19 protein-coding genes and 1 pseudogene are annotated in these 18,789 nt (G+C 69.2%); 7 read left to right on the forward strand and 13 right to left on the reverse strand.

All coding sequences use genetic code 11. The annotated features are described in order from the left end of the window. The first annotated feature begins 13 nt into the window (after nt 1-13). From VE172_RS22440 to VE172_RS22450, 3 genes are read left to right on the forward strand one after another with little or no spacing between them, the layout of a single operon-like run. Nucleotides 14-277 (forward strand): phosphoribosyl-ATP diphosphatase, encoded by a 264-nt coding sequence (locus VE172_RS22440; protein ID WP_324804236.1) that lies wholly within the window; start codon nt 14-16, stop codon nt 275-277. Nucleotides 278-286: 9 nt separating this feature from the next. Continuing rightward, nucleotides 287-1,132: an ATP phosphoribosyltransferase gene (hisG, locus tag VE172_RS22445; RefSeq protein ID WP_324804237.1), complete on the forward strand. Its 846-nt coding sequence runs from the start codon at nt 287-289 to the stop codon at nt 1,130-1,132. After that, nucleotides 1,129-2,109, forward strand: coding sequence for a DMT family transporter (locus tag VE172_RS22450; RefSeq protein ID WP_324804238.1), 981 nt, complete (start codon nt 1,129-1,131; stop codon nt 2,107-2,109). The genes hisG and VE172_RS22450 overlap by 4 nt, the downstream gene beginning before the upstream one ends. On the opposite strand, the gene VE172_RS22455 is transcribed toward VE172_RS22450, so the two are convergent. Further along, nucleotides 2,093-2,929 (reverse strand): alpha/beta hydrolase family protein, encoded by an 837-nt coding sequence (locus VE172_RS22455; RefSeq protein ID WP_324804239.1) that lies wholly within the window; start codon nt 2,927-2,929, stop codon nt 2,093-2,095. The genes VE172_RS22450 and VE172_RS22455 overlap by 17 nt on opposite strands. 68 nt (nt 2,930-2,997) lie before the next feature. Between VE172_RS22455 and VE172_RS22460 the strand changes: the two genes are divergently transcribed. Beyond that, nucleotides 2,998-3,750: an SIR2 family NAD-dependent protein deacylase gene (locus VE172_RS22460; protein WP_324804240.1), complete on the forward strand. Its 753-nt coding sequence runs from the start codon at nt 2,998-3,000 to the stop codon at nt 3,748-3,750. On the opposite strand, the gene VE172_RS22465 is transcribed toward VE172_RS22460, so the two are convergent. From VE172_RS22465 to VE172_RS22515, 11 genes are all read right to left on the reverse strand, one after another. Next, nucleotides 3,747-4,238, reverse strand: a complete 492-nt coding sequence (locus VE172_RS22465) for a hypothetical protein (RefSeq protein ID WP_324804241.1) — start codon at nt 4,236-4,238, stop codon at nt 3,747-3,749. The two genes, VE172_RS22460 and VE172_RS22465, sit on opposite strands and share 4 nt — an antisense overlap. Nucleotides 4,239-4,256: 18 nt before the next feature. Continuing rightward, a complete protein-coding gene (locus tag VE172_RS22470; protein WP_324804242.1) occupies nt 4,257-4,661 on the reverse strand; it encodes a hypothetical protein in 405 nt (134 codons plus the stop codon). Nucleotides 4,662-4,742: 81 nt separating this feature from the next. After that, nucleotides 4,743-5,387, reverse strand: a complete 645-nt coding sequence (locus VE172_RS22475; protein WP_324804243.1) for a TetR/AcrR family transcriptional regulator — start codon at nt 5,385-5,387, stop codon at nt 4,743-4,745. Between the two features lie 29 nt (nt 5,388-5,416). Continuing rightward, entirely contained in the window at nt 5,417-6,451 is a 1,035-nt protein-coding gene (locus VE172_RS22480; protein ID WP_324804244.1) for an ABC transporter ATP-binding protein, read from the reverse strand. Further along, nucleotides 6,448-7,422: an ABC transporter permease gene (locus VE172_RS22485; RefSeq protein ID WP_324804245.1), complete on the reverse strand. Its 975-nt coding sequence runs from the start codon at nt 7,420-7,422 to the stop codon at nt 6,448-6,450. Before VE172_RS22485 ends, VE172_RS22480 begins: the two co-directional genes overlap by 4 nt. Before the next feature lie 4 nt (nt 7,423-7,426). After that, nucleotides 7,427-8,407 carry an ABC transporter permease gene (locus VE172_RS22490; RefSeq protein WP_324804246.1) on the reverse strand — a complete coding sequence of 327 codons (981 nt, stop codon included), beginning with the start codon at nt 8,405-8,407 and terminating at the stop codon, nt 7,427-7,429. Next, nucleotides 8,404-9,429: an ABC transporter ATP-binding protein gene (locus tag VE172_RS22495; RefSeq protein WP_324804247.1), complete on the reverse strand. Its 1,026-nt coding sequence runs from the start codon at nt 9,427-9,429 to the stop codon at nt 8,404-8,406. The genes VE172_RS22490 and VE172_RS22495 overlap by 4 nt, the downstream gene beginning before the upstream one ends. Before the next feature lie 10 nt (nt 9,430-9,439). Beyond that, nucleotides 9,440-11,086 carry an ABC transporter substrate-binding protein gene (locus VE172_RS22500; protein ID WP_324804248.1) on the reverse strand — a complete coding sequence of 549 codons (1,647 nt, stop codon included), beginning with the start codon at nt 11,084-11,086 and terminating at the stop codon, nt 9,440-9,442. Beyond that, on the reverse strand, nt 11,083-13,551 hold the full coding sequence (locus VE172_RS22505; RefSeq protein ID WP_324804249.1) for a beta-glucosidase: 2,469 nt from the start codon (nt 13,549-13,551) through the stop codon (nt 11,083-11,085). Before VE172_RS22505 ends, VE172_RS22500 begins: the two co-directional genes overlap by 4 nt. A gap of 191 nt (nt 13,552-13,742) precedes the next feature. Further along, on the reverse strand, nt 13,743-14,591 hold the full coding sequence (locus tag VE172_RS22510; protein WP_324804250.1) for a glycoside hydrolase family 16 protein: 849 nt from the start codon (nt 14,589-14,591) through the stop codon (nt 13,743-13,745). An 11-nt stretch (nt 14,592-14,602) separates the two neighbouring features. Then, a complete protein-coding gene (locus VE172_RS22515; protein WP_324804251.1) occupies nt 14,603-15,793 on the reverse strand; it encodes a glycoside hydrolase family 64 protein in 1,191 nt (396 codons plus the stop codon). A 142-nt stretch (nt 15,794-15,935) separates the two neighbouring features. Here VE172_RS22515 and pdxT point away from each other — a divergent pair, with 142 nt between their 5' ends. The 3 genes from pdxT (at nt 15,936) to VE172_RS22530 (ending at nt 17,948) form a co-directional block, all read left to right on the forward strand. Beyond that, complete coding sequence (pdxT, locus tag VE172_RS22520; protein ID WP_349258498.1) at nt 15,936-16,571, forward strand: pyridoxal 5'-phosphate synthase glutaminase subunit PdxT; 636 nt, start codon at nt 15,936-15,938, stop codon at nt 16,569-16,571. Continuing rightward, nucleotides 16,568-17,323 (forward strand): YebC/PmpR family DNA-binding transcriptional regulator, encoded by a 756-nt coding sequence (locus tag VE172_RS22525; protein WP_324804253.1) that lies wholly within the window; start codon nt 16,568-16,570, stop codon nt 17,321-17,323. Before pdxT ends, VE172_RS22525 begins: the two co-directional genes overlap by 4 nt. Before the next feature lie 394 nt (nt 17,324-17,717). Beyond that, on the forward strand, nt 17,718-17,948 hold the full coding sequence (locus tag VE172_RS22530; RefSeq protein WP_324804254.1) for a hypothetical protein: 231 nt from the start codon (nt 17,718-17,720) through the stop codon (nt 17,946-17,948). A 470-nt stretch (nt 17,949-18,418) separates the two neighbouring features. On the opposite strand, the pseudogene VE172_RS25585 reads toward VE172_RS22530, so the two are convergent. Then, a pseudogene (locus tag VE172_RS25585) lies at nt 18,419-18,784 on the reverse strand (Hsp70 family protein); the annotation flags it as partial. Nucleotides 18,785-18,789 lie beyond the last annotated feature (5 nt).

The following is an 18,789-nucleotide window of genomic DNA, read 5'->3' on the forward strand; positions in this document are numbered from 1 at the left end:
GTACCGATCACACGTGAAGACATTCGAGCAGTTGTTCGCCGAACTGTCCGCCAAGGCCGAGGCCCGGCCCGCCGGGTCCGGTACGGTCGCGGCCCTGGACGCGGGCGTCCACGCCATCGGCAAGAAGGTGGTCGAGGAGGCCGCCGAGGTGTGGATGGCCGCCGAGCACGAGGGCCGCGAGCGCACCGCCGAGGAGATCTCGCAGTTGCTGTATCACCTGCAGGTGTTGATGCTCGCCTCCGATTTGTCCATTGAAGACGTTTATCGGTACCTGTAGGAGACACCCATGCTGCGCATAGCCGTACCCAACAAGGGCGCGCTGTCGGAGGCCGCCTCGGCGATGCTGATCGAGGCCGGATACCGGCAACGCCGCGCCGCCCGCGACCTGACCGCCACCGACGAGCCCAACGGGGTGCAGTTCTTCTACCTGCGGCCCCGCGACATCGCCACCTACGTCGCCTCCGGCGACCTCGACCTGGGCATCACCGGGCGGGACCTGCTGGTGGACTCCCGGGCCGACGCCGCCGAGGTGATGGGGCTGGGCTTCGGCGGCTCCACCTTCCGCTACGCCGCCGCGCCCGGCACCGCCGCCGCGGTGTCGGATCTTCAGGGCAAGCGGATCGCCACGTCCTTCACGGGAGTGGTGGCGGCCAACCTGGAGGCCAGCGGGGTCACCGCCACCGTGGTGCACCTGGACGGCGCCGTGGAGAACGCCGTGGGCCTCGGGGTCGCCGACGCGGTGGCCGACGTGGTGTCCACCGGGGCCACCCTGCGCCAGGCGGGTCTGGAGATCTTCGGCGAACCGATCATGACGTCCGAGGCGATCCTGATCGCCCGCGACGGCGGTGCCGGCGGCGCGGCCGTCGACAACCTGGTGCGCCGCCTCCAGGGCGTGCTGGTGGCCCGGCGCTACGTCATGCTCGCCTACGACGTGCACGCCGAGGACCTGGAGCGCGCCTGCGCCCTGACGCCGGGCATCGAGTCGCCCACCATCTCGCCGCTGCAACGTGAGGGATGGGTGGCGGTGGAGTCGATGACGCCGCGCGGCGAGATCCACCGCATCATGGACGACCTGTATGCCTTGGGGGCCAGGGGAATCCTGGTGACCGACATCCACGCCTGCCGGATATGAACGTGATTGTCCGCCCGCGGTCGCCACGCCGGACGATCCCGGTGTGGCTGGCGCTCGCCCTGTCGGTGGCCGGGGGCGGCTGCGGGGCGGCGCAGGCGGCCGTCAACGGGCACCTGGGGGAGCGGCTCGGTTCGCCGGTGCTGGCGGCCGGGGTGTCCAACACCTTCGGCGGCCTGCTGTTCATCATCGCGACGCTGGCCCTGACCCGGGTGCGCACCGGCCTGGGCCGGATCTGGCGCGACCGGCTTCCACTGTGGATGTACAGCGGCGGGCTGTTCGGCGCGTTCTTCGTGTTCGCCGGGGCCTACGCCGCCCCGCTGATCGGCGTCGCGTTGTTCACGGTGGCCCAGGTGTGCGGAAACACCATGGGCGCCTTGGGCTGCGACGCCGTCGGACTCGGCCCGTCGGGGCGGCTGCGCATCACCGTTTTCCGTCTGACCGGCGCGATCACCGCGATCGTCGCGGTGGCCGTCGCCCAGGCCGGGCGGGAGCTGCACGCCGCCGCGTGGTGGCTGGTGCCGCTGGTCGTGGTGGTCGGCATCGGCCTGTCGCTCCAGGCCGCCCTGAACGGGCGGGTCAACGAGATCGCGGGCAATCCACTGTCGACGGGCCTGGTGAACTTCACGGTCGGCACCGTCGCCCTGTACCTGGTGATCGGGGTGCTGGCGCTGGCCGTCGGGTTCGGCGACTTCCGATTCCCGCCCCAGCCGTGGCTGTACCTGGGCGGGCTGCTGGGCTCCGCCCTGCTGCTGTGCTCGGTGATCGCGGTGAAGCGGATCGGCGTACTGCGCATGGCGCTGGGCATCCTCGCGGGCCAGCTGGCCGGCGCCCTGGCGATCGACATCGCTGGCGGACGGGTGCCCTCGGCGTTCACCATCGCGGGCCTGGCGCTGACGGCCGTGGCCGGTGCGCTGGCCGGAAGGGGCGCCCGCGCGCCCTCGGACGCGGACGTCCAGCGGCTCACAAGCCGTCGATGAAGGCGCGCAGCCGCTCGATCAACGGTCCACTGTGGCGTGCCCAGGTGAAGTGGTCCAGCTCGGTCCCGGCCGTGTCGCGGCGGTAGCGGTACTCCTCGACCCGCGCCGAGGCGAGCTTGGCGGTGAGGAAACGGCTGGTGACCTCCGGGGTGTGCTTGTCGCCCTGCATGGTCACCGCCAGCACCGGTAGCTTCAGCTCCGCGAGTCCCGCCTCGGAGTCGCGGCCGTCGAGGCGGGGGAACCTGCCGGTGCGCACCGTGTGGGCCCAGTCGCCGATCAGCCGGCGGGGTTGACGTCCGGCGAAACCGTAGCCGGGCCAGTGTCCATAGAGGGCGGACGTGGTGGTCATGACGCGCGCCAGACCCGACACCATCACGCCGCGCGGGCCGTACAGCGCGCCGTACGGCAGCCCCGAGGCCAGCACCGCCACGCCGCGCACGTCCAGGCCCGTGGGGCGCTGGCGGGCCAGGTGCAGCAGGGCCAGCTGCCCGCCCAGGCTGTGCCCCATGAACAGCACGGGCCGCCCGGCCAGTTCGTCCCGGACGAGGTCGCACAGGGCGTCGATGTCGTCGAGCAGCTCCTGGTAGCCGAAGTCGACCGCGCGGGCGGGGCGCGGCATGCTCGAACCGGTGCCGCGCATGTCGGCCACGGTGACGTCGGCGCCGCCTGAGCCCAGCGCCACGGCGAAGCGGCGGTAGTACCCGGCGGGCACCCCCATCGCGGGCAGCATGACCACGGCGGGCCCGTCGTCACACCGGTAGCGGTGCACACCGAGCCGGAACCCGTCGCCGTCGATGTACTCCTGCGCGTAGTCGGCCATGCCGCCATGTTACCCGCCGGTAATAAGACGGCTCGCCCGTCGCCCCCGCGCGTGCGTATCGTGGCGGCATGACCCTGACACAGGTGCGCGACTGGATCGACGCGGCGGACAAGGTCACGGTGTTCACCGGTGCCGGGGTGTCCACCGAATCCGGCATCCCCGACTACCGGGGCCCCTCGGGCACCTGGACCGTCGACCCGGACGCCGCCAAGTACGTCGATATCGACTACTACGTGCGCGATCCCGAGATCCGCAAGCGCTCCTGGGCGCGTCGGCGCGACCACGCCGCCTGGACCGTCGAACCCAACGCCGCCCACCGCGCCCTGGTCCGCCTGGAGGAACGCGGAAAGCTCAACCGGCTCATCACCCAGAACATCGACGGCCTGCACCAGAAGGCGGGCACCAGCCCCGACCGGGTGCTGGAGGTGCACGGCAACATCTTCGGCGTGCTGTGCCTGAAGTGCGGCGCCGAGACCTCGATGCGCGAGGCCCTGGACCGGGTCGACGCGGGCGAGGAAGATCCACAGTGTCTCGACTGTGGAGGGATGCTGAAGTCGACGACGGTGTTCTTCGGCCAGAGCCTGGACCCGGTGGTGCTGCGGCACAGCGCCGAGGCGGCGGCCGACTGCGAGGTGTTCGTCGCGGTGGGCACCTCGCTGACGGTCTACCCGGCCGCGGGCCTGGTGGACGTGGCGCTGGAGGCGGGCGCGCGGGTGGTGATCTGCAACGCCGAACCCACGCCGTTCGACCACAGGGCCGACGCCGTCCTGCGCGAGCGGGTGGGAGAGGTGCTGCCCGCGATCGTCGGCCAGACGGCCTAGTCGTCCTTGTCGGACCCTCCGGCGGCGGACTCGGGCCTGAACCACAACTTGGCCGCCGGCTGCGTCAGCATCGCCAGCGCGGCGATGGCGGGAAGGATCACGATGCAGGCCAGGATGCCCGCGTTCAGATAGCTGATCGGCACGAGGAGACACTGGGCCACGATCGTGATCAACCGCAGCGACTTCTGGCGGGTGACGAAGCGCAGCGCCAGAGCCGCCAGCACCAGCCCCAGCACGGCCAGCAGGATCGTGTACGTCCACGCCTGCGGGAACGGGTAGTCCGCCACGTGCTTGATCTTGCCGCTGGTGAGCTGCGAGACCTTGGCGTCGGACATCCTGCCGACCTGGACGAGCGTGAAGCCCTGCCAGGCCCCGCCGAGCACGCACAGGGCCGCCTGGACGTACATGAGGATCCGGGCGATCTTGACGGGCGTGGGAATGTTCGACGCATCGGAGCCGGAGAACTTATCCGGCGACAAGAGACTCATGGCCGTCGATTATCCAGATCAGTGGTGGAACCAACGACGCGCCACCCGACCCAACAGCGCCGCGAACGCGAAAAGGGACACCGCGGCCGCCACACCCACGACCCACCAGTTGATCCCCAGGACCCCGACCCACACCAGTCCCACGAGGCTGGCCACCTCGATCAGCACCAGAAGCAGCCACAGCCAGCGCCACTGGTAGCGCATCAGCAGGGTGAGCAGAAACAGCACCACGCCGCCGACGGCGAAGCCGATCGCGATCCGATACGGGTGGTGCGCCGTCACCAGGTTCGGCTCCCAGGCGTTCTTGTACTTGTGGATCGCGGCGAAGCCGCCGCCCACCAGCACGGCCAGGAGCGCCTGCACCCACAACGTCCGCCGCGCCGATTTCGCCGAGGGCGGCATGGGGTTGAGCTGCTTGGCCATGGGCCGATCTCCTTGTCGAATGTCACGTGGGGCGCTGTGCAGGTTATCGGGTGGACGTCGCACACCTGAATGCGACCCGGCTCACGCGAGCCGATCGCCGGTGCGGCCCGCCACGAGCGCGGCGAGGATCGCGTCGATGGCGAACGCCGTGGACTGGGGCAGATCCACCGCGCCGTCGTCCAGGAGCCACTGCACCTGGAGGCCGTCCATGACGCCGATGATGGCCGAGGCGGCGGTGTCCAGCTCGGACTCCGAGGGCATCCTCTCCGGGTCGCAGATCTGCCGCAGCGAACGGATCAGCATGACCCGCAGCTCGGTGAAGCGGTCGCGGAAGTAGTCCTGGGCGGGGTGGTTCTCGGTGACCGAGTCGGCCGACAGCACCGCGTAGGTCTGCACGATGCCGGGGCGCTTGGCGTTGTAGCGGGCCGTGGCCACCAGGTGCTTGAACAGGGCCATGCCCTCGGGCGGGTGCTTGCCCTCCAGGTCCTGGACGTCCTGTTCGTCGCGGTAGTCCAGCACGGCCAACAGCAGCTGGTTCTTGGACCCGAAGTGGTGCAGGATGCCGGCGTGGGTCATGCCGACCTGTTCGGCGATCTCGGTCAGCGAACCGCTCTTGTATCCGCGTGTGCCGAAGATCTCGGTGGCGGCGCGCAGAATCTCCTTGCGGCGCAAGGCGGTGCGCTCCTCGCGCTGCCGCCGTCGATCGTCCGGTTCGGAACGTGCCATGTAGTCACCTTACGTTGTGGGCTCGGAAGTCACTGACGCCTCAGGTGAGCGGGCAGGTCCTCCAGCGGACGTCGATGGTGCAGGCAGGCGACCCGGCGCCGCGGCTCGTCGTCGCCGAAGACGGTCGCGGTCAGGTCCGGTCGCTCGTGGCCGCACGCGTCGAAGGCCACGGGGCAGCGGGGCGCGAAGGCGCAGCCGGACGGCAGGGCCTGGAGGTCCGGCGGTGAGCCGGGAATCCCGCCCAGCTTGCGGCGCGGGCCGTGCAGCGGCGGGAACGACGACAGCAGGCCCTCGGTGTAGGGGTGGCGGGGCGCGGAGTAGATGTCGCGGGCCGGGGCGTCCTCGACGATGCGCCCGGCGTACATGATGGCGATCCGGTCGGCCAGTTCCACCAAAAGGGACATGTCGTGGGTGATGAAGATGACCGAGAATCCCGCCCGAGCCCGCAGTTCCATGATCTGCTCGACGATCTGGCGCTGCATCACCACGTCGAGGGCGGTGGTGGGTTCGTCCATGATGACCACCTGCGGCTCCAGCGCCAGCGCCATGGCGATCATGACGCGCTGCCGCATCCCGCCGGACAACTGGTGCGGGTAGTCGTCGAGGCGGTCGGGGGAGATGCCCACCATGTCCATCAGTTCGACCGCGCGGGCGCGCGAGCGGGCGCGGGACGTCTTGGGGCGGTGGGTGGCGATCATGTCGGTGAGCTGCCGTCCGACGCGGTACACCGGATTCAGGGAGTTCATCGCGCCCTGGAACACGATGGCCGTGTCGTCCCAGCGGCTGGCACGCAGCTCGGAGTCGCTGGCGCGCAACAGATTCAGGGACCGATCATCCCGAGTGGAGGTGAAGGTCACCTCGCCGCCGGTGATGACGCCCGGCGGCGGCAACAGGCGGGTGGCCGCGTACGCCAGCGTGGACTTTCCGCAGCCGCTTTCGCCGGCGAGACCGAGCACCTCGCCCGCGTGCAGGGTGAGGCTGACGTCGCGCAGGGCGTGCACGGCGTTGTCGTCGTACCCGTAGTCGACGCTGAGCGAGTCGATGTGCAGTACCGGGTCGTTCATGACCCCTCCCGTCCGTCGGTTCCCCGATAGACCGGCGTGAAGCCGACCCTCGCCCGGATACGCTTGGCGCGCAACAGCTTGGCGTCGCGCCCGGTGGTGCGCAGCCGGGGATTGACGAATTCGTCGATGCCGAAGTTGATCAGGGTCAGCGCGGTGCCGACCGCGGCGATGCACAGCCCCGCGGGCACGAACCACCACCAGGCGCCCTGGTCCAGGGCCTGGTTGTTCTGCGCGAAGAACAGGATGGTGCCCCAGTTCCAGTCGGAGATGCTGGTGACGCCGATGAACGCCAGCGTGATCTCCGACAGGATCGCGAAGATCACCGTCCCGATGAAGCTCGTCGTGATCACCGCGGTCAGGTTGGGCAGGATCTCGAAGAACACCAGGCGCGGCAGGCTCTCGCCGTTGGCGCGCGCCGCCTCCACGAAGTCCCTGCGGCGCAGGGACAGCGTCTGCGCCCTGACCACCCGCGAGCACCACGCCCAGCCGGTCAGGGAGATCACCAGCGCCACGGTGATGCCGCCGGCGTCGGGCAGCTGACCGGCGACGATGATGATGAGCGGCAGCGCCGGAATCACCAGGAAGATGTTGGCCAGCAGGGAAAGCAGCTCGTCACCCACGCCGCCCAGGAACCCGGCGGTGACACCGACGATGACGCTGAGGACGGTGGCCAGCAGCCCCGCCAACAGGCCCACCACCAGCACGCCCCGGGTGCCCACCAGCAGCTGGGACAGCACGTCCTGGCCGGTGTTGGTGGTGCCCAACAGGTGCGCCCCCGACGGGGGTCGCAGGACGTCCGGCCCGGTGTGGCCGGGGTCGTAGGGGGCGAGCAGGTCGCCGACGAGCGCCAGCAGCACGAAGAACCCGAGGATCGCCAGACCCACCTGGGTCTTGCGGTTCTTCAAGAACAGCAGCCGACTGGAGGCGCGGCGGGCCGGAGCCGGGGTTGTCTCCACTGTGGTGGTAACCATCTTCTCAGGCCTCCCTGCGGATGCGCGGATCGAGCATGGTGTACACCACGTCGGCGATCATGTTGGCCACCAGCACCGACAGCGTGATGATCAGAAAGACGCCCTGCATCAGCGGGTAGTCCTTGGACCCCACCGCCTTCCACAGCACGTAGCCGATGCCGGGGTAGGAGAACACCATCTCGGTCACCAGCGTCCCCGACACGATGAAGCCCAGGGACAACGCGAAGTTGGAGACGTTGGGCAGCACCGCGTTGCGGGCGGCGTAGCCGAACATCACGGTGCGCTCCTTCAGGCCCTTGGCGTGCGCCACCGTCACGTAGTCCTCACTGGACACCGTGACCATCATGTTGCGCATGCCGAGGATCCAGCCCGCCACCGAGCTCACCACGATGGTGAGGGCGGGCAGGATGCCGTGCGAGACCACCGATCCGATGAACGCGCCGTCGAACGACGGGATCAGGGCCGGGTCCCAGCCGCCGCTGGCGGGGAAGAGCTGGGCGCCCTCGGCGAACACCGCGATGGCGATCAGCGCGATCCAGAAGTACGGCACCGCCGAGAAGAACGTCGACACCGGAAGCATCCCGTCCAGCCAGCTGCCGCGTCGCCAACCGGCGTACACCCCGGCCAGCGTCCCCAGCACGAAACTGATCACCGTGGACAGTCCGACCAGGCCCAGGGTCCACGGCAGCGACTGCGAGATCACCTCCGACACCGGGGTCGGGAAGAACGAGAACGACAGGCCGAAGTCGCCGTGGAGGATGTTGCCCCAGTACTCCAGGTACTGCTGCCACAGTCCGGCCTGCTTGTCGAGTCCGAACAGGACGTACAGCGAGTGGGTGGCGTCGCTGCTCAGCTGCCCGTGATACTGGTTCAACAGCGCCTTCACGGGGTCGCCGGGCAGCATCCGCGGGATGAAGAAGTTCAGCGTGATGGCCGCCCACGCCGTCACCAGGTAGAACGCCGCGCGGCGCAACAGATACTTCACGACGCGTCCTCCCCGGCGTACAGCCAGCAGGCGCTGAGCTGGTCGTCGTTGGCGGAGAAGAACGGCGGCACCTCGACGCGGCAGCGGTCCATCGCCTGTGGACACCGCGGATGGAAGCGGCAGCCCGACGGCGGCGACACCAGGCTGGGCGCCTCGGCGGGACCGTTTCCGGCCTCCGGCGTCTCCTGGCTGTCGGGATTGGGCGCCGAGGCCAACAGCAGCTTCGTGTACGGGTGGGTGGGGCGTTGCGTGACGTCCTCGCTGCCGCCGCGCTCCACGATCCGCCCGGCGTACATCACCACGGTCTCGTCGGCGAAGTATCGCGCCGAGGCGATGTCGTGGGTGATGTACAAGATGGCCAGATTGAACTCGTCCTTCAACTCCGCCAACAGGTTCAGCACCCCCAGACGGATCGACACGTCGAGCATCGACACCGGCTCGTCGGCCAGTAGCACCTTCGGCCGGGCGCCCAGCGCCCGCGCGATCGCCACCCGCTGCCGTTGGCCGCCCGACAGCTCGTGCGGGAACTTGTCGACGTAGCGGGCGGCGGGCGTCAGGTGCACCATCTCCAGCAGCGCCCCCAGCCCGCTCTCCAGCTCTCCGCCCTTCAGTCCCTGGTGGATGCGCAGCGAACGTCGCAGCGAGTAGCCCACCGTGTGGATCGGGTTCAGCGAGGCGAAGGGGTCCTGGAAGATCATCTGGACGTCGCGGCAGTAGGCGCGAAACCTCTTGCCGAAGGAGACCCGCACCGGCTCGCCCTCCAGCAACACCTGCCCGTCGGTGGCCGGATACAGCTGGGCCAGCAGGCGCGCCACGGTGGACTTGCCGGAGCCGGACTCGCCGACCAGCGCCACCACCCGTCCCCTGTGGAGCTCCAGGTCGATGCCCTCGACCGCGTGGACCTCGCGGCGTCGACCCCGCGCGCCCCGCACCTTGAAGTGCTTGGTGAGGGCGCGCGCGGCCAACACCGCGCCGCCGGTCCGCGCGGCGGCGGGAGTGTCGTTCTTGTCGATCGCGGTCATGGGGTGACAGTCACTTCGCGGGCTTGAGCTTCATCAGGATCTGGGAAGCGCTGGGCTGGGTCGGCTGCGGCATGGCGTACTGATCGTCCTCATTGGGCCAGCCGGTCCAGTTCTTCGTGGAGTACTCCGCGCCGATCGGCCCGGCCACCAGCGGGATCACCGGGACCTCGTTGACCATGACGTCCTGCAGGGTCTCCAGGGCCTTGGCCCGCTCGGCGTCGTCGGAGGTGTTGGCGTACTTGGCGAGCGCGGCCGTGGCGTCGTCGTTCTTGAAGCGCCCGAAGTTCCACGAGGCGTTCTTGCCGAGCTTCTTGTACTGCTTGCCGTCCATCACCCCGGCGTACATGTCCCACGGGGTGGCGCCGGTGTTCGTCCAGTGCAGACTCGCGTCGAAGTCGCCGGTGGCCATGGCGTTGTTCCACCGGTCAACCGTCATGGTGTCCACCGTGGCGTCGATCCCGATCTGCTTCAGGTCGTCGGAGATGATCTGGAGGCTCGCCAGGTAGTCGTTCCAGCCCGACGGGTCGACCAGCTTCAGCTTCACCGGCTTGCCGTCCGGATCGGACAGCACGCCGTCGGAGAGGGTGAAGCCCGCCCCCTTCAGCAGCTTCTTGGCCTGCGCGACGTCCACCTTGTGCTTGGCGTCGGCGTACTTCTTGGCGATGAACTTGTCGCCAACGGGGCGCGGAATCCCGGTGGGACTGTCCACCATGGGGTACAGCCCCGACTCGCCCTGCTTGTACACGGCCTCGCGGTCGATCACCAGGTTCATGGCCTGGCGCAGCTCCACGGAGTCGAAGGGCTTGCGCTCGGTGTTGATGAACAACACGTGGATGCCGAGGCCGGAGGGGAACCACAGCCGGTTGTGCTCCGGGTCCTTCTTGATGAAGACCTTCTTGTAGTTGGACAGGAAGACGTACGCCCATTGGCATTCGCCGTTGCCCAGCGCCGTGGACTGGGCGCTGTTGTCGTTGTAGGAGGTGTAACGCAGCTGCGGCACCTGGGGCTTGCCGCCCCAGTACCCGTCGTTGGGCTTCAGGGTGATCGCCTGGGAGGACCAGTTGGACAATGTGTACGGACCGCTGCCGATCGGCTTCTTGACCGGGTCCTTCGCCGGGTCCTTGACCTTCGACCAGACGTGCTTGGGGACCATCGGAATGGTGCCCAGGACGCGTCCCTTGTTGACGAACTCCGAGGAGTCGAACGTCAGGGTCACCTTGTCGCCGGAGGCCTTGATGTCCTTGTAGGACACCGCGTCGAGGTTGAGCGCTTCGTTGTCCTTGATCATGTTGAAGGTGAACGCGATGTCCTCGGCGCTCAGCGGCTTGCCGTCCGACCACTTGGCCCCGGTGCGGATCGTCAGCTCCACCGACTTGTAGTCCTCGGCCCACACCCACTTCTTGGCCAGCCACGGTGTGGGCTCACCGTCGGGGTCCAGCAGGTTGACCTGCGCCAGCGGCTCCCATATCACCCAGCGGTAGCCCAGCGAGTTGGACGTCGAGGTGGGGCTGAACGGGTTGTTGTTCTCCGTCAGCGGGCCGTTGGGCATGCCGACGGTCAGCACATTGGAGGACGAGGAGGGGCCGCCGCAACCCGCGCCGACCATCGCGGTCGCGGCTGCGGCGCCCATCAGCTGGAAGGCCGAGCGTCGTTTCATCTTGTGTCTCCTTGGGCGATCAGTGAGGTGAGGCGGACGTCACCAATGGAGCGTCCGATGTGGAGGGTATACGTTCCGTTCGGGGTCTGCCAGGCGGCGGAGGCCTCGTCCCAGACCTGGAAGGCCCGCGGCGCCACCCGTACCGTCACCGTGCGCGATTCCCCGGAATCCACGGCGGCCGCGGCGAAGCCGGCCAGCCAGCGCGCGGGGCGCTCGGGGGAGGCGTCGGCCGCGCTCAGATACACCTGCACCACCTCGTGCCCGGCGCGCGGGCCGGTGTTGGTGATGCCGACCCGCAGCTCGGCCCCGCCGTCGTCGCCGGTGCGGACCTCCACATCGTCGTAGCGCCAGTCGGTCCAGCCCAGGCCGTGCCCGAAGCAGGCCGCGGGCGTGATCCCGTCGCGCTCGTAGGAGCGGTATCCGATGTGGATTCCCTCGTGGTACTCCAGCACCCCGTCGTCGGGGATCGCGTGCGGCACCGGCACCTCGGCGGCGTCGCGCGGCAGGGTCCACGGCAGCCGGCCCGACGGCTCGGTGACCCCGAAGATCGCGTCGGCCAGCGCGTGGCCGCATTCCTGTCCGGGGAACCAGGTCCACAGCACGCAGGCCACCTCGTCGAGCCAGGGCAGCAGCACCGGGGCGCCGGCGTTGACCACCACGACCGTGTTCGGGTTGGCCGCGACCACCCGGCGCACCAGCTCGTCCTGGCGACCGGGCAGGTCGAGGTTGGGCCGGTCCCAGCCCTCCGACTCCACCTCGCTGTTGGTGCCCACCACCACCACGGCCAGGTCGGCGTCGCGCGCCGCGGCCACCGCCTCGGCGATCTCGGCGTCCACCGTGGGGCCGGGGAGCCAGTGGCGCAGCGCGGCGCGCACGAAACGCCCCCAGCCGTAGGCGTCCAGCACCTGAAGCTCGGCCACGATGTCGGCGTCGCGCGGCTGTTCGGCGTTCACCGGATGGTCGACGGACGGCGGGGCGTTGACGCTGGAGTTCAGCACCACCTCGCCGCCGGCCGGGACGTCGCCGCTGGCGACCTCGTCCCCGTCGATCCAGATGCGATGCACCCCAACGGTTCCCACGCCCAGGTAGTGGGTTCCCACCTCGTCCAGCCGCACCCGGGCCGACAGCCGGGCGGTGGCGGCGCCCTCGGGGACCACGTGCCGCACCCAGCCGTTGAAGTCGATGCCCCGCAGGCAATCCAGCACGCGGCCGTCGCCGTTGAGGAACTCGATGAGCACCCCGGGCTCGCCGGTGTCGGGCTGCGCGCAGCGGTTCAGGTCCAGCTCGGGCAGGTGGGGACGGGCGTAGCCGCCGCGATGCAGCGACACCGGCACGTCGGAGCCGAGAAACTCCCGCAGTCCCTCCAGGGGGGACACGACGTGGTCGGGCCGCACGAAGCAGCTCCCGCCGCCCTGCAGGAAGGCGTCGGCCGCGTTGGGGCCGACCAGCGCCACCGACGACACCGTCCGCGCCGCGACGGGCAGCATCCGCTGGCGATCCTTGATCACCACGGTGGACCGGGCCGCGAACTCCCGCAGCAGCACCTCGGAGTCGACCCGGGGCGGGGCGGCGGGTGCGTCGGTCCCCTCCAGCGCCCCCCGCCGGGCCGCCAGCCGCAGCAGGCGGCGCACCTTGTCGTCGATGGTCTCCTCGTCGACCTCCCCGGAGCGCACCGCCTTCAGCAGCGTCTCCTCCCACGGTCCGCCCGGGCCCGGCATCACCAGGTCCAGACCGGCGCGGGCGGTGGCCACCGTGGTGGTCGCGGCCGTCCAGTCGCTGACCACGACGCCGTCGAAGCCCCACTCCTCCTTCAACAGGCCGGTCAACAGCCGCCGGTGCTCGGTGGCGGGGCTGGCCTCCACGCCGTCGTCGACGCCGTTGTAGGAGGCCATCACCATCCAGGCCCCGGCCTCGCGCACCACCGTCTCAAAGGGAGCCAGATACACCTCGCGCAGCGTGCGCGGGTCGAGCGCGGCGACGTACTCGGTGCGCATCGTCTCGGAGTCGTTGGCCACGAAGTGCTTGACGCAGGCGCCGATCCCGTTGGCCTGCATGGCCTCCACCAGCCGCGCCGCGATCGTCCCCGACAGCAGCGGGTCCTCGGAGAAGAACTCGAAGTGCCGCCCGCCCACCGGCGTGCGTTGCAGGTTGACCACCGGCGCCAGCACCACGTCCACCCCGTGCCGGTGCCCCTCGGCGGCGAACAACACGCCGACCCGGCGCGCCAGGTCCTCGTCCCAGGTGGCCGACAGCGCGCTGGGCGACGGCATCGACGCCCCGGTCTCGGATTCCCCCTCGCTCACCCCGCGCACCCCGGCGGGTCCGTCCGACATCACCAACGGCCGCAGGCCGATGTCGTCCAGGGCATACAGTGACCAGGGCGTCTCTCCGGTCAGCAACCGGACCTTGTCACCGAGGGACAGTGCTCGCAGTTGGCGCTCGATGAGCGCGTCGGGGTGGTTCATGAGGGCCGATTCCGATCGCCGAAGGGTGAATGGGATACGCGTCTCATGCCGGATGCACGACACGCTAGCAGGTGACTGACCTGTCAGTAAGCGGTGGAGATCACAATTCGATTTCGAAACATTTAGATTCCTTAAAATTTCATGCCGAAGGGGGCGGGCTGCCGGTAGCCCGCCCCCCTCGAGTCAATGGATCAGTCGCTGACGTGCACGTAGTCGACGACCATGGTCTGCGGGAACTGGGTGTCGCCGCCGGGCGAACCGGGCCAGCCGCCGCCGACCGCGACGTTCAGGATGATGAAGAACGGGTGGTCGAAGGCCCACGGATTTCCGTTGGTGTCGGCCGGGGTGTGGCGCTCGTACTCCTGGCCGTCCACCGACCAGGCGATGTGGTCGGGCGCCCAGTCGACCGCGAAGGTGTGGAAGTCGTCGGCGAACACGCCGCCGCCGGGCAGGTTGTAGCTGCCGGTGAGCGGGTTGCCTCCGGAGTAGCCCGGCCCGTGCAGGCTTCCGTGCACGGTGGACGGTTCGGAGCCGATGTTCTCCATGACGTCGATCTCTCCGCAGTTGGGCCACGGGTTGGAGCCGATGTCGGAGCCCAGCATCCAGAAGGCGGGCCACATGCCGCTGCCGCGCGGGATCTTGATGCGCGCCTCGACGTGTCCGTACTGCTGGGTGAACTTGTTGGCGGTGGTGAGCCGGGCCGAGGTGTAGGTGCAGGTGCCGTACCAGCACTGGTAGTTGTTGGGGTTTTCCTTGCGGGCGGTGATCACGAGGTTGCCGTTGCCGTCGAGCGCGGCGTTGTCGGTGGAGTCGGTGTAGTACTGCAGCTCCTGGTTGCCGCCGCCGTCACCGTTGACCTCGTGGTTCCACTTCGCGCCATCGGGGGCGGTACCGGCGGCCCCGTCGAAGTCGTCGGCCCAGGTGGCCTTGGCGTGGTCGTCGGCGAAGGCGGACCCGCCGATCGTCAGACCGCCCACAAGGGCCAGTCCGGTCGCGGCGGCGATCAGCCACCGTCGTCTCCTCTTGGGCAATATGTTCATGACTTTTCCTTTCACCCGGCCTTGACCGTCCAACGGCGGGGGTTGCCGTCGTTCGCAGCGCCGGATTGGTCGGGGTCGCCGTCGCCGACCACGTCGTCGTAGGGGAACGCGTAGCCGATCGGCGAGTGGGCGTGCACGATGCGGGCCCAGTGGTTGGTGATGTCGCCCTTGTAGAAGTCGGACGGCGCCGGGCCGCCCGGCTGGTCGGGGAAGTCCAGCAGCGTGGAGCGGTTGAACGCCGCCGCCAGCCGGGCCAGGATGCCCTTCTTGGGGTCCGGATCGGACGGGTTGTTGGCGAACGGTCCCGAGTTGCAGGTGAAGATGTCGGCGGTGTTGGGTTTGCCGAAGGCGTAGCCGTCGTTGAAGGTCAGGGTGTCGCCGCTGACCCGTCCGGTGAAGACGCCGCCCCCGCCCTGGATGTCGACCTTGAGGTCCTCGCCGGCGTACTTCTGCCAGACTTGGTCCACATAGGAGTTCCAGTAGTCGCCGAAGTTGTCCGAGCCCAGGCCCTGTGGCGACACGGCGCGCAGCAGCCCGCCGCCGTCGCCGGTCAGGATCAGCTTGTCCCAGGGCTTGCCGTCGGCCGACGCCTGGGCCTTCAGGTCGGAGGCGATCTTGTCGAGCGCGTCGCCCGGCAGCGGGTCGACGGTGTGGGAGCCGTCGCCCTCCAGGGTCATGCCGATGGGAAGCCCGGTCACCAGGTCGACGTAGCTGATGTTGGCGAACAGCTGCTGGTCGTTGAAGGTGAACTCGCAGAACGACCAGACCTTGTGAAAGTTGGCGTCGGCGGAGGTGGCGAAGGCGGGCTCCACCAGGGCGGGGCCGGGATTGACGAAGAATTCGAGCTTGTCGTCGCGCACGAAGTAGATGCGCGCTCCGTACATCCGTGGCAGGGTCACCGAGGTGGACGCGCCGACCGGGATCGAACAGTCCTCCGGCAGCGGGGTCTGCGGCGTCGAGGTGTCCTGGAGGTAATACTTGGAGCTGTCGGCCTTGACCAGCAGCCACTTGTCGGTGCCGAATTCGTGGCCGGTGATGTACGCGTTGAGATTGCCGCCGCCGGAGTTCTCCAGCACGAGCTCGCAGGTGTCGGGGGTCGCCTCGTCGGCGTGGGCGATGAAGGGCCGCGCCCACAAGGGCGAGGTGGCGGCGGCCACACCGGTCACGCCGGTGGCCGCGAGCAGGGAACGACGGGAAACCATCGAAGCCTCCATAAGTTTCGATATGAATTTGGTGGGGGAACCGTTTCGAAACGATGAGGTTTCCGTCACGTTAGCATGCTTACTGACAAGTTAGTAAGTGAAGAGTGGCTTAAATTTTCCCTATGTGCGAAGTGAGAAGCCGATGCCGGTGATCGGGGTACTGGCGCTGCAGGGCGACGTCGCCGAACACCTGGCCGCCCTGCGCCGCCTCGGCGCCGACGCCCGGGCGGTGCGCCGCCGCCGTGAACTTGACGCGGTCGACGCGCTGGTCATCCCCGGCGGCGAGTCCACCACCATGAGCAAACTCCTGGTGGCCTTCGAGCTGCTGGAGCCGCTGCGCGCCCGCCTCGCCGCGGGCATGCCGGCGCTGGGTTCGTGCGCGGGCATGATCATGCTGGCGTCCAACGTCCTGGACGGACGCGGCGATCAGGAGAGCCTCGGCGCCATCGACATGACCGTGCGCCGCAACGCGTTCGGGCGCCAGGTCGACTCCTTCGAGACCGACGTGGTCCTCGACGGCATCGACGGCGGCCCCTTCCGGACGGTGTTCATCCGCGCCCCGTGGGTCGAGAAGGTCGGCCCCGACGTCGAGGTGATCGGCCGAATCAGCGGTGGAGAGGCGGACGGTAAGATCGTCGCGGTGCGCGCCCGAAACGTGATGGCGACCGCGTTCCACCCTGAGGTGACGGGGGACGAGCGGATTCACCGCGCCTTCGCCGAGCTGGTGCGAGCCGCATGCGACCAATCCGACGACGATAAGGACACAAGGGACCGATGAGCGGCCACTCCAAATGGGCGACCACCAAGCACAAGAAGGCCGCCATCGACGCCAAGCGCGGCAAGCTCTTCGCCAAGCTCATCAAGAACGTCGAGGTGGCGGCCAAGACGGGCGGCGGTGACATCGACGGCAACCCCACCCTCTACGACGCCGTTCAAAAGGCCAAGAAGAACTCGGTCCCCAACGACAACATCGAGCGCGCCCTCAAGCGCGGCTCGGGCGCCGAGGGCGGCGGCGCCGACTATCAGACGATCACCTACGAGGGCTACGCGCCCGGCGGCGTCGCGGTGCTCATCGAGTGCCTCACCGACAATCGCAACCGCGCCGCGGCCGAGGTCCGTACGGCCCTGACCCGCAACGGCGGCCAGCTCGCCGACCCGGGCTCGGTGGCCTACAACTTCACCCGCAAGGGCGTGGTGATCCTGCCGAAGGCCGACGGCCTGTCCGAGGACGACGTGCTGATGGCGGTGCTGGACGCGGGCGCCGAGGAGGTCAACGACCTTGGCGAGTCCTTTGAGGTCATCAGCGAGGCCACCGACCTGGTCGCGGTCCGCACGGCGCTTCAGGACGCCGGGCACGACTACGACTCCGCCGACGCCAGCTTCGTCCCGAGCGTGACCGTGCCGCTGGACGCCGACGGCGCCCGCAAGGTCCTCAAGGTGATCGAGGCGCTGGAGGACAGCGACGAGGTGCAAAACGTCTGGGCCAACTTCGACGTGTCCGACGAGGTCATGGCCGAACTGGACGCCTAAGGAGCGCGGCGCGGCGGTGAACCAGCGACGTGCCGACGGGCGGTCCAGCAGGTAGGCGGTCACCAGGCCCAGCGGGATGTAGACGAGGGTGATCGTCAATCCCATGGGCGACAGCAGGCCGTCGCTCAGAATCAGCACGACGGTGATGCCGTAGTAGGCGGCCACGGCGCAGGAGATGCCGAGGGCGTACCGTCGCGCCGCCTCGCGACGACTGTGTAGACGCACCGCGCCGATCGGCAACGCCACCAGCACCAGGAGGCAGAACAGCGGCGTGTACCCGAAGTCCATGACGTAGTCGATCGGATCGGGGTTGTGGTAGGCGGAGTTCAGGTCGTTGACGATCATGACGACGACGGCGATGCCGAGCACCGCCCCGAGTCCGATGGACACCCACATGAGGACACTCGCCGCTCGCGCCGTCGACGGCATCCTGGCGCCCGCGGGCAGCGGAGGAAGCGCGGCGCCGGGCCCGCGGAACCATTGTCGAGCGTCGGGGCGCGAAAGCAGGACGATCGCCGCGATCGCGGGGGTCAGCAGGATCAGGGTCATCACGATATTCGCCGTGGCGCCCGAGGTGCTGGTCCGAGCCGTGTCCAGCATGGACGGAGTGGCCGCGACCAGGTAGAACACCCCGCCCGCGGCGAGGGCGCCCAATGTCGCCACTGCCAGTGCCCACACGGCGAAGCTGCGCCTGCGCAGCAGGAAAGCGCTGAGCCCCATGGCGAACGGCGTCACGATGAGTCCGATCCAACCCGCCAGCAGCAGGAGCGCGACCTCCATTGCCGAGGTGGACTGCGGTACCAGGTATTCGGAGACGGTGTAGGCGTTCGTGGCGGCGACGATGGTCCACAACAGATACGCCCACATGATGCCGCGAGCCCACCGCACCTGCCAGGGGACCCGCTCGGCTGTCGTCGGTGGCGGGAGCGTCGCGACGAACGGCGGGGGAGTGACGGGCTCGGGCGGCGTCTCGGACGGGGGGATCGGCGACGGCGGGGGCGTTGGCACGGGAGGCGGCAGGTCCGCCGTCGGCTCGGCGGCCGCGAGCGTCGCCCCCTGGGCCACCACGAGTTCGGGTTGTTCCAGCACTACGGGAGCGGTGCCGAGTTCCCGATGCAGCATGGTGGCCACCAGCGGCATGCGGCTGGCCCCGCCGACCAGGAACACGCCCGACAACCGGTCGGAGTCCAAACGCGACGCGCGGATCACCGCCCGAGTGAGGCGCACCGCCCGCTCCAGCAGCGGACGGGTCTCCGACTCCAGCTCATCGCGGGTGAGGCGGCCGTCGGCGTCCAGCAGCGGAATCGGGAAGTCCACATTGGTGTGACGCGACAGCCTCTCCTTGGCCCCGCGCACGTCCTCGTACAGTGCGCGCCGGGCCCTTCGCGCCTTCGTGTCGTCGGGGCTCAGCAGTCGCCGCCACTGTGGATCCTCGGCGAACCGCCGCCCCAGGGCGTCCACGATGG

The organism is Stackebrandtia sp., from assembly GCF_035643755.1.
GTDB lineage: Bacteria > Actinomycetota > Actinomycetes > Mycobacteriales > Micromonosporaceae > Stackebrandtia.